Annotated in this window: 16 protein-coding genes; 14 read left to right on the forward strand and 2 right to left on the reverse strand. The window is 69.9% G+C overall.

Features of this window, described 5'->3' with window-relative positions; translation table 11 throughout:
* The first annotated feature begins 37 nt into the window (after positions 1–37).
* A complete protein-coding gene (locus H4281_RS37730) occupies positions 38–424 on the forward strand; it encodes a hypothetical protein (protein WP_182895639.1) in 387 nt (128 codons plus the stop codon).
* 199 nt (positions 425–623) lie between these two features.
* Here the strand turns inward: H4281_RS37730 and H4281_RS37735 are convergent, their stop codons facing one another.
* Complete coding sequence (locus H4281_RS37735; protein WP_182895640.1) at positions 624–1,064, reverse strand: MarR family winged helix-turn-helix transcriptional regulator; 441 nt, start codon at positions 1,062–1,064, stop codon at positions 624–626.
* Between the two features lie 9 nt (positions 1,065–1,073).
* Positions 1,074–2,867, reverse strand: coding sequence for an ABC transporter ATP-binding protein (locus tag H4281_RS37740; RefSeq protein WP_182895641.1), 1,794 nt, complete (start codon positions 2,865–2,867; stop codon positions 1,074–1,076).
* 209 nt (positions 2,868–3,076) lie between these two features.
* On the opposite strand from H4281_RS37740, the gene ffh reads away from it, so the two are divergent.
* From ffh to H4281_RS37805, 13 genes are all read left to right on the forward strand, one after another.
* Positions 3,077–4,618: a signal recognition particle protein gene (gene ffh, locus H4281_RS37745; protein ID WP_182895642.1), complete on the forward strand. Its 1,542-nt coding sequence runs from the start codon at positions 3,077–3,079 to the stop codon at positions 4,616–4,618.
* The gene (locus H4281_RS37750; RefSeq protein WP_182895643.1) at positions 4,615–5,688 is read left to right on the forward strand and encodes an amidohydrolase family protein; all 1,074 of its coding nucleotides are present in this window, start codon (positions 4,615–4,617) and stop codon (positions 5,686–5,688) included. The genes ffh and H4281_RS37750 overlap by 4 nt, the downstream gene beginning before the upstream one ends.
* Before the next feature lie 182 nt (positions 5,689–5,870).
* Positions 5,871–6,593, forward strand: coding sequence for a CPBP family intramembrane glutamic endopeptidase (locus H4281_RS37755; protein WP_182895644.1), 723 nt, complete (start codon positions 5,871–5,873; stop codon positions 6,591–6,593).
* 88 nt (positions 6,594–6,681) lie between these two features.
* Positions 6,682–7,473, forward strand: a complete 792-nt coding sequence (locus H4281_RS37760; RefSeq protein WP_182895645.1) for a CPBP family intramembrane glutamic endopeptidase — start codon at positions 6,682–6,684, stop codon at positions 7,471–7,473.
* Positions 7,474–7,663: 190 nt separating this feature from the next.
* The gene (gene rpsP, locus H4281_RS37765) at positions 7,664–8,107 is read left to right on the forward strand and encodes a 30S ribosomal protein S16 (protein ID WP_116205654.1); all 444 of its coding nucleotides are present in this window, start codon (positions 7,664–7,666) and stop codon (positions 8,105–8,107) included.
* The gene (locus H4281_RS37770) at positions 8,104–8,343 is read left to right on the forward strand and encodes an RNA-binding protein (RefSeq protein ID WP_003103110.1); all 240 of its coding nucleotides are present in this window, start codon (positions 8,104–8,106) and stop codon (positions 8,341–8,343) included. Before rpsP ends, H4281_RS37770 begins: the two co-directional genes overlap by 4 nt.
* A 26-nt stretch (positions 8,344–8,369) precedes the next feature.
* Positions 8,370–8,885, forward strand: a complete 516-nt coding sequence (gene rimM, locus H4281_RS37775) for a ribosome maturation factor RimM (protein WP_182895646.1) — start codon at positions 8,370–8,372, stop codon at positions 8,883–8,885.
* A gap of 10 nt (positions 8,886–8,895) precedes the next feature.
* A complete protein-coding gene (locus tag H4281_RS37780) occupies positions 8,896–9,603 on the forward strand; it encodes a hypothetical protein (protein WP_182895647.1) in 708 nt (235 codons plus the stop codon).
* A gap of 4 nt (positions 9,604–9,607) precedes the next feature.
* Positions 9,608–10,354: a tRNA (guanosine(37)-N1)-methyltransferase TrmD gene (gene trmD / locus H4281_RS37785; protein WP_182895648.1), complete on the forward strand. Its 747-nt coding sequence runs from the start codon at positions 9,608–9,610 to the stop codon at positions 10,352–10,354.
* Positions 10,355–10,551: 197 nt separating this feature from the next.
* Positions 10,552–10,920, forward strand: coding sequence for a 50S ribosomal protein L19 (gene rplS, locus H4281_RS37790; RefSeq protein WP_009074470.1), 369 nt, complete (start codon positions 10,552–10,554; stop codon positions 10,918–10,920).
* A gap of 31 nt (positions 10,921–10,951) precedes the next feature.
* Complete coding sequence (gene lepB, locus H4281_RS37795) at positions 10,952–11,878, forward strand: signal peptidase I (protein ID WP_182895649.1); 927 nt, start codon at positions 10,952–10,954, stop codon at positions 11,876–11,878.
* 95 nt (positions 11,879–11,973) lie between these two features.
* Positions 11,974–12,762: a ribonuclease HII gene (locus tag H4281_RS37800; protein WP_182895714.1), complete on the forward strand. Its 789-nt coding sequence runs from the start codon at positions 11,974–11,976 to the stop codon at positions 12,760–12,762.
* Complete coding sequence (locus H4281_RS37805; RefSeq protein WP_003096226.1) at positions 12,759–13,082, forward strand: DUF2469 domain-containing protein; 324 nt, start codon at positions 12,759–12,761, stop codon at positions 13,080–13,082. Before H4281_RS37800 ends, H4281_RS37805 begins: the two co-directional genes overlap by 4 nt.
* Positions 13,083–13,272: the final 190 nt, after the last annotated feature.

The following is a 13,272-nucleotide window of genomic DNA, read 5'->3' on the forward strand; positions in this document are numbered from 1 at the left end:
CCGGTGGCAGGATGGCAGGTCCGAGCAAGGGGGCGAGGTGAACGCGGTGCGAGGGCACGAGAACCTGCCGGAGCTTTCGCTGCCCCCGACAGTCGTGGCCGGGCACCTCCGCACCTGCGCCGAAGAACTCTCCGCCCTGCTCCGCGGCGACGGATCCGCCGCCACCCTCAGCGAACTCTCCGAAGTGGTCACTCAGCTGGTCGCCGGGCAGCACGCGCTCTCCCACGCCCTGGCCGGCCTGGCCGGCCGCATGGACGTCCGCAACCCCGCCCTCGCCACGGTCTCGCCGTCCGAGGTCGAGGTCCTCACCGAAGTCCTCCAAGCCGCCGCCTGCGCGGTCAGCTGCTCCGCCGAGGAATTGGCCGACGCCGAACCGCTCTTCGAGTTCACGAGCGACTCCGCGGGACCCGACACCCGCGTTTGAGTAGTCCTACTCAGTCCCGATTGAGGGACTTCACGCTGCCGCGCGCCCGGTCCCGGACGGCAGACTTCTCCCCAACGCCGGGTGGTCGAGGGGGAACCGCTCCGCGTGCCCGCGGCGGAAGGCCTCCTGGGGAGGTGAGCTCTTCCGCCACGGTTCCGGGGACGGCCGTGGGGAGCGGCCGCCCCGGAACTCCCCGGCCTCAGGAATCCGCGATCCGCGTCAGCAGTCCCGCCGCGAGCCGCAGCAGTTCCTGTTCGGTGGGGCTCAGCGTCCGTTCGACGGCCGCGGCCAGCCAGTTCTCCCGCGCGATCGAGTAGCCGCGCAGTTCCCGCAGCCCGGCCGGGGTGATCTCGATCAGCGACCGCCGCCCGTCCGCCGGATCCGGGGTGCGCGTGATCCACTCGCGTTCGGCCAGCGAGGCCAGGATCCGCGTCAGCGACTGCGGATGGATCCGCTCGGCCTCGGCCAGCTCGCCCGGCGTGTGCGTGCCGCCCCGGTACAGCCGCGACAGCACCGCCAGCACCGCCGGTCCCGGGGCGGGCGAGCCCGCCTCGGAGCGCATCCGCCAGTTCAGCCGCCCGACGCCCTCGCGCACCGCACGGGCCAGCGTCGCCAGCTCATCGGCGGATTCGGTCTGCATAAGGCCAGATTAGGCGGTTTCTCCCCGCACCAGCGCGGCGTACCTGCCGCCGGAAGCGAGCAGTTCCGCGTGCGTCCCCCGCTCGACGATCCGTCCCGCGTCCAGCACCGCGATCTGGTCCGCGTGCTCCACTGTGGACAGCCGGTGCGCGATCGCGATCGTCGTGCGGCCCGCGGCGAGCCGGTCCAGTTCCGCCTGCACCGCGCGTTCCGTGCGGTTGTCCAGCGAACTCGTCGCCTCGTCCAGGATCAGCACCGGCGGATTGCGCAGCAGGATCCGCGCGATCGCCATCCGCTGCTTCTCGCCGCCGGAAAACCGGTAGCCGCGTTCCCCGACGACGGTGTCATACCCCTCCGGCAGCGCGGCCAGCGTGTCGTGGATGTGCGCGGCCTTCGCGGCGTTCTCCAGCTCCTCGTCGGTGGCGTCCGGTTTCGCGAACCGCAGGTTCTCGCGCACCGAAGCGTGGAACAGATACGTCTCCTGCGACACCAGACCGACCCCGGCGGCGAGCGACGCGAGCGTGACATCCCGGACGTCCGTCTCATCCACGCACACCTTTCCCTCAGTCACCTCATACAACCGCGCCACCAGGTAAGCGAGCGTCGTCTTGCCCGAACCCGTCGACCCGACCAACGCCGTCGTCGTCCCTGCGGGCACGTCGAGATCGATGTCGCGCAACGTCCACGGCCCCTCGTCGGCGTAGCGGAACGACACTCCGCGCATCGAAACCGCTCCGCCGCTCGGACGCAGCGTTCGCGCGCCCGGCCGGTCGCCGATCTCCACCGGCAGATCGAGCACCTCGAAGATCCGCCCGAACAGCGCCTTCGCCGACGAGACGTTCTGGCCAACCGTCTGCATCGCGGTCGCCGGAGCGAGCAGCCGGTTCACCATGCTGGTGAACGCGACGACAGTGCCCAGCGAGATCGGCGCCGCGCCGCCGGCGAGTTCCAGTCCGGCTGCCCAGTAGACCAGCGCGGGGATGATCGTCAGGCTCATCGACCGCGCCGCGCGCTGCCACCGTCCGGCCAGCGCGGCACTGCGCTCCAGCGCCGCGACCTCGCGTGATTCCTCGGCGAACCGGTCGCGCATCAGCTTCGCGTTGCCCATCGTCTTCGCCAGCAGCACGCCGGTGACCGACAGCGATTCCTCGACGATCGTGGTCAGCCGCGCCATCCGCCGGGTCCGGCCGCGGGCGAGCTTCCGCTGCTTGCCGCCGAGGCGCAGCGTGAACAGCAGGAACAACGGCACGACGACCAGCGCCAACAGCGCCAGCTGCCAGTCCATGACCAGGATCGCCACCGCGATCGCCAGCGCCGTGGTGCCGTTCTGCACGATCGACGCGGCGGTCCCGGTCACGACGTTGTCCACGCCGCCGATGTCGTTGAACACCCGCGACAGCACCTCGCCGGTCTTGGTCCGGGTGTAGAAGCCGAGCGACATCCGCTGCAGATGGCTGTACACCGCGACCCGCAGCTCGTTCATCACGCGCTGGCCGATGGTGTTGGACAGCCCGGTGGTCCGCACGCTCAGCGCGCCGGACCCGAGCGCGGCGGCGATCATCCCGGCCGCCAGCAGGCTGACCAGCAGGGCGTCGCGGTGCGGCAGCGCGTCGTCCAGCATCTCGCGCAGCAGGAACGGCGAGGTGACGCCCAGCCCGGCCTGCACGACCAGCAGGGCGCACAGCCCGGCCAGCGCCCGCCGGTGCGGCCGGAACAGGCCCGCGATGCGGCGGAACGGGACCTGTTCGTCCTCGTCGCCTGCCGGTTCGGCGAGCGTCGGACGCCGGGCAGTAGCTGATGTCATACGCCTATGTTTACTTAATTTCCGAGCCAGTGCGAGAGGTTTTCGCCTGGTTGACCTGTTGCCGCGCGGTCAATTAATACGCGCACGCGTAGTACCCTTCCCGTACCCGTGAAGGCCGGGCGGCCGGGGCGGCTACCCTCGGAAGATGCCGGGGGTGCCGAGCACCGCCCGGCACGCGAACTTTCGACCCAGCTGGAGCGTGCACCCCCGTGTTCGACACCCTCTCCGATCGGCTCACCTCGGCCCTGCAGTCGCTCTCGCGCAAGGGCCGGCTGTCCGACGCCGACATCGACGCCACCGCGCGCGAGATCCGCATCGCGCTGCTGGAAGCGGACGTCGCGCTCCCGGTGGTCAAGGCGTTCATCGCGAAGATCAAGGACCGGGCGAAGGGCGCCGAGGTCTCCCAGGCGCTGAACCCCGCGCAGCAGGTCGTGAAGATCGTCAACGAGGAGCTCGTCGGCATCCTCGGCGGCGAGACGCGGCGGCTGAACCTGGCGAAGAACCCGCCGTCGGTGATCATGCTCGCCGGTCTCCAGGGCGCGGGCAAGACGACGCTGGCAGGCAAGCTGGCGATGTGGCTGAAGAAGCAGGGCCACGCGCCGATGCTGGTCGCCTGCGACCTCCAGCGGCCGAACGCGGTCAACCAGCTGCAGATCGTCGGCGAGCGCGCGGGCGTCACCACGTTCGCGCCCGAGCCGGGCAACGGCGTCGGCGACCCGGTCGACGTCGCCCGCCGCGCGATCGAAGAGGCCAAGCACGCGCAGCACGACATCGTCGTGGTCGACACCGCGGGCCGGCTGGGTGTCGACGAAGAGCTGATGAAGCAGGCCGCGGACATCCGCGAGGCCGTGCAGCCGGACGAAGTCCTGTTCGTGGTCGACGCCATGATCGGTCAGGACGCGGTCACCACGGCCGAGGCGTTCCGCGACGGCGTCGGCTTCACCGGCGTGGTGCTCACGAAGCTCGACGGCGACGCCCGCGGTGGTGCGGCGCTGTCCGTCCGCGAGGTCACCGGCCAGCCGATCCTCTTCGCGTCCAACGGCGAAAAGCTCGAAGACTTCGACACGTTCCACCCGGACCGGATGGCCTCGCGCATCCTGGGCATGGGCGACGTGCTGACCCTGATCGAGCAGGCCGAACAGCACTTCGACCAGGAGCAGGCCGAACAGGCCGCGCAGAAGCTCACCAGCGGGCAGCTCACGCTGGAGGACTTCCTCGAGCAGATGCTCGCCGTGCGCAAGATGGGCCCGATCGGCAACCTGCTCGGCATGCTGCCCGGCGCAGGCCAGATGAAAGACCAGCTCGCCGCGGTCGACGACAAGCAGCTCGACCGGCTCCAGGCGATCATCCGCGGCATGACGCCCGCCGAGCGCGCCGACCCGAAGATCATCAACGGCTCGCGCAGGCTGCGCATCGCGAACGGCTCCGGCGTGACCGTCCGCGAGGTCAACGACCTGGTCAACCGCTTCTTCGAGGCGCGCAAGATGATGGCGCAGATGGCGGGCCGGTTCGGCTTCGGCGGCGGAGGCGGCGGGAGCAAGAACCGCAAGGGCAAGAAGGGGAAGAAGGGCAAGAAGGGCCCCACGCAGCCGAAGATGCGCGGCGGGATGCCCGGCGGCATGCCGATGCTGCCCCCCGGCGGCGGGATGCCCGGCGGGATGCCGGACCTGTCCCAGCTCGGCGGCATGAACGACGTGCCCGGCTTCGACCCGTCCAAGTTCAAGCTGCCGAAGGACCCGAAGAACAATTGAGCCCGCTGCACCTTTCCGGCACCGTCCTGCCCGACGGCGAACCGCGTGACCTCTGGATCCAGGACGGAAAGCTGTCGTTCGAGCCGGTTCCCGGCGCGGAAACGCTGTCCGCCGGCGGATTCGTGGTCCCCGGGCTGGTCGACGCGCATTGCCACCCGGGCCTCGGCCCGCGCGGCGGACTGTCGGTGGAGGAGGCGGCGGACCAGGCCGCGACCGACCGCGACGCGGGCACCCTGCTGATCCGCGACTGCGGCCTGCCGCTCGACGTCCGGCCGCTGCAATCCCGTGCCGACCTGCCCACGATCATCCGCTGCGGACGCCACCTGGCGCTGCCGAAGCGGTACATCCCCGGCTTCGCGATCGAGCTGGACGACCCGGCCCTGCTGCCCGAAGCCGTCGCCGAACAGGCCCGCGACGGCGACGGCTGGGTCAAGCTCGTAGGCGACTGGATCGACCGCGGCCAAGGCGACCTCGCACCGCTGTGGCCGGACGACGTGCTGGCCGAAGCCATCCGCATCGCCCACGACCTCGGCGCACGCGTCACAGCGCACGTGTTCGGCGAAGCGGCGTTGCCGGGCTTGATCGGCGCGGGCATCGACTGTCTCGAGCACGGCACCGCACTGTCGCCAGACCAACTCGCCGAACTCGCGCGCCGCGACGTCGCGCTCGTGCCCACGCTCATCAACATCGAGAACTTCCCGGGCATCGCGGACAAGGCAGGCAAGTACCCGACGTACGCGGCCCACATGCGCGCACTGCACGCCGGGGTGGGCGAGATGGTGTCCTCAGCGGTCGAAGCGGGCGTACGCGTCTTCGCGGGTACGGACGCGGGCGGCATGGTCGCGCACGGCCGTATCGCCGACGAGGTCGAAGCACTCCACCGCGCGGGCATGTCGCGTACGCAGGCTCTCGCGAGTGCTTCCTGGGAAGCGCGCGAATGGCTGGGCCACCCCGGCATCGAGCACGGTGCCCCAGCCGACCTGATCGTTTACGCCGACGACCCGCGCGCCGACCTGGCCGCGCTGCACCACCCGACGCACATCGTCTTGGGCGGCACCGTCTTCCACTGACGACCTCGGACCGCGTTCGGTGCGGGAGACGTCCCCAATGCGGCGTTGGTTGCGCTGAACGCACCCAATGTGGCGTTCGGTGCGTCAGACGCACCCAATGCCACATTGGGGCGCATTCCCGGCAGCGATCGCGAGACGACCCCGCCTCGATGCGCCACAACACAGGCACATAGCGTGAACCCGTGGCCGAAGACGGTGGGGGAAAGCGAATTCTGGGCGCCCATTGGGCATTCGCCGCGTTCTTTTTCGGCGTAGCCGGCTACTACCTCGTCACCCTCCTCACCGCGGCCGCCTTCAACCGGCACGTCGGCGACGACGACCCGGTCGAGGCGTACGCGGGACCGTTGCTGCTGCTGGCGTTCCTGCCGAACCTGATCCTCGGCCTCGGCCCGGCGATCGCCTCGCTGCGGTACGGCTCTGGCCTCGAACGCGACTTCGGACTTCGCACCCGCGGCCGCGATCTCCGCATCGGCCTCGCCTGCGGCCTGCTCGCGCTCGTCGTCGGCTTCGTGCTGAACGCCGCCGAAATAGCGGTCTTCGGCGGCGACGAGGTGTCCGACAGCCCGCTCACCGACCTGCCCGACGTGTCCGGCGGCAGCCCGGTCTGGCTGATCGCGACCGCGCTGGTGCTGGTGATCGCCGTCCCGCTCACCGAGGAACTCCTTTTGCGCGGTGCGCTGTGGAACGCCCTGCTGCACTACAAGATCCCGCCGTGGGTGGTGCTCGTGCTCACCTCGCTGGTGTTCGCGCTGCTGCACGGCGAGACCACGCGCACGATCGCGCTGTTCGGACAGGGTCTTGTCCTCGGGCTGGCGCGGCAGTTTTCCGGCCGGACCTCGGCGAGCGTGCTCGCGCACGCGGCCAACAACCTGCCGCCCGCCGTCCTTCTCTTCACCGGACATTGACGGAAACCGGTGACCGCTCGAGTACTGTGCGAAACCATTTCGGCCGCTAGGCTCGACCGGTGAGCAGAGCGAGCACGGGGAGGCGGGCGTGACCACATCACAGCCCCGTGAACCACTCTCTCGTGCGCTCTCCCCGGAGGACTTCGTGGCCGAACCGACCGCGTTCCCGGCTCATCGCTGGGGATTCGGGGCGTTCCTGCTGGTCGAGGCGGTGCTGCTGGCGTCGGCCGCGTTCATCGGCGCGCTCGCCGGCCCGACGGCTCCGGGCCGGCCCCTGCCGATCGGCACGGTGCTGCTCGGCACGATGCTGCCCACCATGATCGCCGCGGGCGTCGCGGTGCTGATCACCGTCGTGCGCGGCAACGGCCCGAAACTCGACCTGCGGCTCGAATGGCGCTGGGCGGACGTCTGGACCGGGCTCAAATTCGGCATGCTCGGCCTCGTGCTCACCTCGCTGAGCGCCTACGTGTGGACCCAGCTGGTCGGCTCGGCGGACGCGACGTCGGCGATCAGCGCGCTGGTCGACGACCGCAAGATGTCCGTGCCCGCCGCCGCGGTGATGTTCGGCTACCTGTGGCTGCTCGGGCCGATCTGCGAGGAGATCATCTACCGCGGCCTGCTCTGGGGTGCGGTCGAGCGGCTGCAGTGGCGCAGCGAGCGCTGGGGCCGGGTCGCCGCGTTCCTGCTGTCCACCGCGGTCTTCGCGGCCAGCCACCTGGAACCGCTGCGCACCACGCTGCTGCTGGTGATCTCCATCCCGATCGGGCTGGCCCGGCTGTCCACCGGACGGCTGGCGGGCAGCATCGTCGCGCACGCGGTCAACAACTTCCTGCCCGCGGTCGCGATCCTGCTCGGCGCGCTCGGCCTCGCGTCCTTCTGACGCTGGTCACGCACGTCTAACCGGGGCCTTGTGCGGGCACGGCGACGGGCATCTGGCAGAATGTTTGCTTGCCCGCTTCCGCCGGACCCTCTCGCCGTGTGGAAGCTCCTGACCTCCGGGCGCCGCAAGCCTGTCCCCACGGGTTCGGCGCGCGCCCTGCACCACACAGCACTGAGGAGTACCCACACCCGTGGCCGTCAAGATCAAGCTGCAGCGCCTCGGCAAGATCCGTGCGCCGTACTACCGCATCATCATCGCCGACGCGCGGACCCGCCGGGACGGCAAGGCCATCGAGACGATCGGCAAGTACCACCCGAAGGAAGAGCCGAGCTTCATCGAGGTCGACACCGAGCGGGCGCAGTACTGGCTGGGCGTCGGCGCGCAGCCGACCGAGCCGGTCCAGCGCATCCTCGAGATCACCGGCGACTGGCAGAAGTTCAAGGGCCTGCCGGGCGCCGAGGGCACCCTGAAGGTGGCCGAGCCGAAGCCGTCCAAGCAGGACCTGTTCAACGCGGCGCTGGCCGCGGCCGGCGAGGAGCCCTCCACCGAGGCCACCACGCCGAAGAAGAAGTCGGCCCCGAAGAAGGCCGAGGCCGAGAAGGCGGAAGCCGCTGAGGGCGAGAAGTCCGAGTGAGCTTCCTCGCCGACTCCCTCGAGCACCTGGTGCGCGGGATCGTCGACAACCCGGACGAGGTCCGGGTCGAGCTGCTGACCACGCGTCGTGGCCGCACGCTTGAGGTGCACGTCCACCCCGACGATCTCGGCAAGGTGATCGGCCGGGGCGGGCGCACCGCGACCGCTCTGCGCACCGTGATGGGCGGCATCGGCGGCCGAGGCGTCCGCGTGGACGTCGTCGACACCGATCGCTGACCCGAGATTCTCGGAAACGGTCAGGTATGGACGTCGTAGTCGGCCGTATCGCGAAGGCGCACGGCATCCGCGGCGAGCTCGCGGTCGACGTGCGCACGGATTCGCCGCAGCAGCGGTTCGCGATCGGTGCGGTCGTCACGACGAAGCTGCGCGACGGCAGCACGAGAGAACTCACCATCGCAGCCGCCCGCGAACACAGCGGGCGGCTGCTGGTGCGTTTCGAGGAAGTGCTCACGCGCGACGTCGCGGAAACCCTCCGCGGTGCCCTGCTGCTGGCGGACACCGACTCGCTGCCGCCCACCGGCGACCCGGACGAGTTCTACGACCACGAGGTGGCCGGGCTTCGTGCCGAACTGGCCGACGGGACGGTCGTGGGCAAGGTCGTCGAAGTGGTCCACTCGCCCGCCGGGGAATTGCTCGAACTCGATCATGACGGACGCTCGGTCTTGGTACCTTTCGTCCGCGCCATCGTTCCGGTGGTGGATGTCGCGGGGGGCCGGGTCGTGCTCGATCCGCCCGAAGGCCTCCTCGACGCTGACTGAGGGGGAGCTCGTGAAGTTCTGGACGAAGGCTGTCTTCGCAGCCGTTCTGGCCACCGCTTTCGCCGCGCCGTCCGCGCAGGCCGCTTCGCCGGTGTACGGCGACTTTTCGCTGATGTTCCAGCGCAGCGCCGGCCAGTACGCGCCGCCGGGGGAGAAGGCGTTCCAGTGGGCCTGGTCTCCGCAGTCGGCCACCGAATCGCAGATCACCTGGGGCGACCCGGTCACGTGGCCGCCCGCGACCGCCGAGCACTTCGTCCGCTCGGGCGACTGGGTGCTGATCGACGGCTGGGACGGCAACGGCACGTACTACACGGAGCGGGTCACCGAAGAATCCGTGTGCACCGGCTCCACCTGCACGCCGATCCCGTCCGACGGCGGCCGCCAGCACTACGTGCGCTGGACCGTGCCGTCCACCGACTACCGGCTCGTCGCGCGCGGGACGATCACCGAGAAGAGCTCGGGCAAGGTCGTCCACTTCGAGCACCTGCAGACGTGGGGCGCGCCGGCTCCGTGCTCGAACGCCCGTTTCGGAGCGCGCACCTGCGTCACGCAGACCGAGACCTGGTCGGACGACAACGGGCTGCCCGCCGGGTCGCCGATCCGCAAGACCCTGCACCGCAGCATCAAGATCGCGAAGGGGCTCGGCATGGCCTTCGCGATCGACCAGGACGTCCCGAGCCCGTGGCACGCCGAGGCCACCGAGTACTGGAACTGGTAACCGCTTGCGCATCGACGTCGTCACCATTTTCCCCGAGTACCTCGACCCGCTGCGCGCCGCGCTGCTGGGCCGGGCGATCGACCGCGGCCTCATCGAGGTCGGCGTGCACGACCTGCGCGACTGGACCCATGACGTGCACCGCGCGGTCGACGACGCGCCGTACGGCGGCGGCCCCGGCATGGTCATGAAGCCGCAGATCTGGGGCCCGGCGCTGGACGACGTGTGCGGCGACGGGACCCGGCTCGTGGTCCCGACCCCGGCGGGCAAGCCGTTCACCCAGGAGCTGGCGCACTCCTACGCCGCGGAAAAGCATCTGGTGTTCGCCTGCGGCCGCTACGAGGGCATCGACCAGCGGGTCGTCGACGACGCGGCCCGCCGGATGCCGGTCGACGAGGTCTCGATCGGCGACTATGTGCTGGTCGGCGGCGAGGCCGCGGTGCTGGTGATCGTCGAGGCCGTGGTCCGGCTGCTGCCCGGCGTGCTCGGCAACGCACGGTCGGCTGCCGAGGACTCGTTCTCCGACGGCCTGCTCGAAGGCCCCAGCTACACCCGCCCGGAGGTGTGGCGCGACCTGGCGGTTCCGGACGTGCTGCGCTCGGGCAACCACGCGCTCATCGACCGCTGGCGGCGCGACCAGGCGCTGGAACGCACCGCGCGGCGGCGGCCGGATCTGCTGGCCCAGCTGCCCGAGGGGAGCCTGGACAAACGGGACCGCGAGGTGCTCGACGGGCTGGACGACCAGCCCGGATAGGCCCCGTGCGAGGTCTCCGGGGGCCTCTGCCATAATGAATCAGTTGGTGTGACGCTTTGTTCTTGACATGCGCCTCAGGCGGATGTCAAGTACCGCGAAGCCAACCGTGAATGCCATCAGCCCTGGGTTAGTCACAGTGACTTTGACTGTGCGCTCAAGCTGTACGTAAGCCACACGAATACGAGGACGGACCACCGATGAACACCCTGGACGCGCTGGACGCGCAGTCACTGCGTTCCGACATCCCGGACTTCCGCCCCGGCGACACGCTCAAGGTGCACGTCCGCGTCATCGAGGGCAACCGCGAGCGCAACCAGGTCTTCCAGGGCGTCGTGATCCGCCGTCAGGGCGGCGGCATCCGGGAGACCTTCACCGTGCGCAAGGTTTCGTTCGGCGTCGGCGTCGAGCGCACCTTCCCGGTGCACTCGCCGAACCTGGCCGAGGTCGAGGTCTTCAAGCGCGGCGACGTCCGCCGGGCGAAGCTGTACTACCTGCGCGAGCTGCGCGGCAAGAAGGCCAAGATCAAGGAGCGCCGCGAGAACCGCGAGACCACCTCCGCCTCCTGAGTGACGAGCCGGTTACCGGTAGCCTGGCGACGTGGTCGAACCTGTGTCGCGGAACGCCGATGAGGACGGCCCCGAACGCCCGGACGAGGACCAGGAACGGTCCGGCGGGCGTCGGGGGTCGCACCGGCGGGGCAAGTCCTCGAAAAAGCGGTCGTTCTGGAAGGAACTGCCGATCCTGATCGTGATCGCCCTGGTGCTCACGATCCTGATCCAGGCGTTCCTCGCCAAGGTCTACATGATCCCGTCGGGGTCCATGGAGTCCACGCTGCACGGCTGCCCGAGCTGCACCGGCGACCGGATCCTGGTCGATCGCGTCACTTACGACTTCACTGACCCCTCCCCGGGGGACGTGATCGTGTTCAAGGGCCCGCCCGCGTGGACCGAGAACGAGATCGCGCCGCAGGAGTCGAGCAACATCGTCGTGCGCGCGCTGCGCGGCCTCGGCTCGCTGGTCGGCTTCGCGCCGCCGGACGAGCGGGACTTCGTCAAGCGCGTCATCGCCACCGGCGGCCAGACCGTCCAGTGCTGCGACGACCGCAACCGGGTGATCGTCGACGGCAAGGCCCTCGACGAGCCCTACATCCACTGGGAAGACGACCACCACCGCGTGCAGGAGCCGTTCGCCCCGGTGAAGGTCCCGCAGGGCGCGCTCTGGGTGATGGGCGACAACCGCAACAACTCCGCCGACTCGCGCTATCAGGGCGGCGGCGGACCGAACGGCGCGGTGCCGGTCGACGACGTCATCGGCAAGGCCCGCGTGATCGTGCTGCCGCCGAGCCGCTGGGGCGGGATCTCGGACCACAATCCGCAGGAGAACGCCCAGCCGGTCGCGCTCGGCGCACCCGCGTGGCAGCAGGGGCTGCCGCTCGGCATCGGTTTCGCCACCGCGGTGCCGACGCTCTTCGTCGGACGCCGGTTGAAGGCAGGCCTCCGCAAGGCGGCCGGCCGGAGACGGTAAGCGGTGCGCTCCGTCGTCCGCGACTCCCGGGTGGTGTTTCGGTGACTCTCCCTCCTCCCCGCACTCCGGCAGAACCGCTGCGCCCGCCGCGTGCTGTGGTGCGCGGCGAGCTGTTCTGGGGTCTGCAAGGCGCACTCGAACGACGCGGCCTCGGCCCGGTCGCCGGCGTGGACGAAGCCGGTGCCGGAGCCTGCGCGGGCCCGCTTGTGGTGGCGTCCTGCGTGCTCCGTCCCGGCGACGGTGCGCGCCTGCCCGAGCTGACCGATTCGAAAATGCTCACCGCGAAGGCCCGGGACCGGGTTTACGACCGGGTTCTGCAACGCGCCCTCGACTACTCGGTGATCGTCATTCCTTCCGAGCAGGTGGACCTGCTCGGCATCCGGGTGATGAACCTGGAAGGCATGCGCCGCGCCGTCGCCGGACTGCGCACCCATCCCGGCTACGTCCTCACCGACGGTTTCCCCGTTCCCGGCATTCCCGCGCCGAATGTCGCGGTGATCAAGGGAGACCGCAGCGTCGCGAGCATCGCGGCGGCGTCGGTCCTGGCGAAGGTGACGAGGGACCGGATCATGGCCGGCCTGCACGAAGAGTTGCCGGCATACGGCTTCGACGTGCACAAGGGCTACAGCACCTCGGACCATCTGGCTGCGCTGAGTGAGCACGGCCCGAGCCCGGTGCACCGCTGGTCCTACACGAATGTCGCCACTGTCGCCCTCGCGCACGGACTCACTGCCCCGCATCCGGTCGTGCTCACCTACGCTGCACTGGAGAATGCCCTGGAAAAAGCGGGCGGGCCGGTCCGTGCCCCGGGCCGCTCGGTGGGTAAGAATGAACGCTCCGCCGCCGGAGCAGGACGAACGCGAGGAGGGGCGCGGATTTCATGAGCGCAGAGGATCTCGAGAAGTACGAGACCGAGATGGAGCTCTCGCTGTACCGCGAGTACCGCGACATAGTGGGCCAGTTCTCGTACGTGGTGGAGACCGAGCGGCGGTTCTACCTGGCCAACGCGGTGGACGTGCAGGTCCGCGACGGCGGCGGCGAGGTGTACTTCGAGGTGCGCATGTCGGACGCCTGGGTGTGGGACATGTACCGCCCCGCCCGGTTCGTGAAGCACGTCCGGGTCATCACCTTCAAGGACGTCAACGTCGAAGAACTCGACAAACCCGACCTGCGGCTCCCCGAGGACGGCCCGTTCTCGGGCTGACCCCACTGCTTGCTTTCGCCACGAGGCCACCCGGCACTTCGCCCGGGTGGCCTTCGTCGTTCTCTCCCCCCCGCACACCACACTGACAATCCACCTGGCTCTCACCTCCTCAGACCAGTTCTGATCCACAACCCCCGGGTTATCCACAGCTGCTCCGGATCCCCCTGGCGCTGGGTTTGATCACGCTGCG

Source organism: Amycolatopsis dendrobii (assembly GCF_014145675.1).
In the GTDB taxonomy this organism is placed as follows: Bacteria; Actinomycetota; Actinomycetes; order Mycobacteriales; family Pseudonocardiaceae; genus Amycolatopsis; species Amycolatopsis dendrobii.

Excerpts from the sequence above, each read along its gene's own strand:
- H4281_RS37735 (WP_182895640.1), bottom strand. The coding sequence starts at position 1,064 with ATGCAGACCGAATCCGCCGATGAGCTGGCGACGCTGGCCCGTGCGGTG.
- H4281_RS37740 (WP_182895641.1), bottom strand. The coding sequence starts at position 2,867 with ATGACATCAGCTACTGCCCGGCGTCCGACGCTCGCCGAACCGGCAGGC.
- rimM (WP_182895646.1), top strand. The coding sequence starts at position 8,370 with ATGGACGTCGTAGTCGGCCGTATCGCGAAGGCGCACGGCATCCGCGGC.
- rplS (WP_009074470.1), top strand. The coding sequence starts at position 10,552 with ATGAACACCCTGGACGCGCTGGACGCGCAGTCACTGCGTTCCGACATC.
- H4281_RS37805 (WP_003096226.1), top strand. The coding sequence starts at position 12,759 with ATGAGCGCAGAGGATCTCGAGAAGTACGAGACCGAGATGGAGCTCTCG.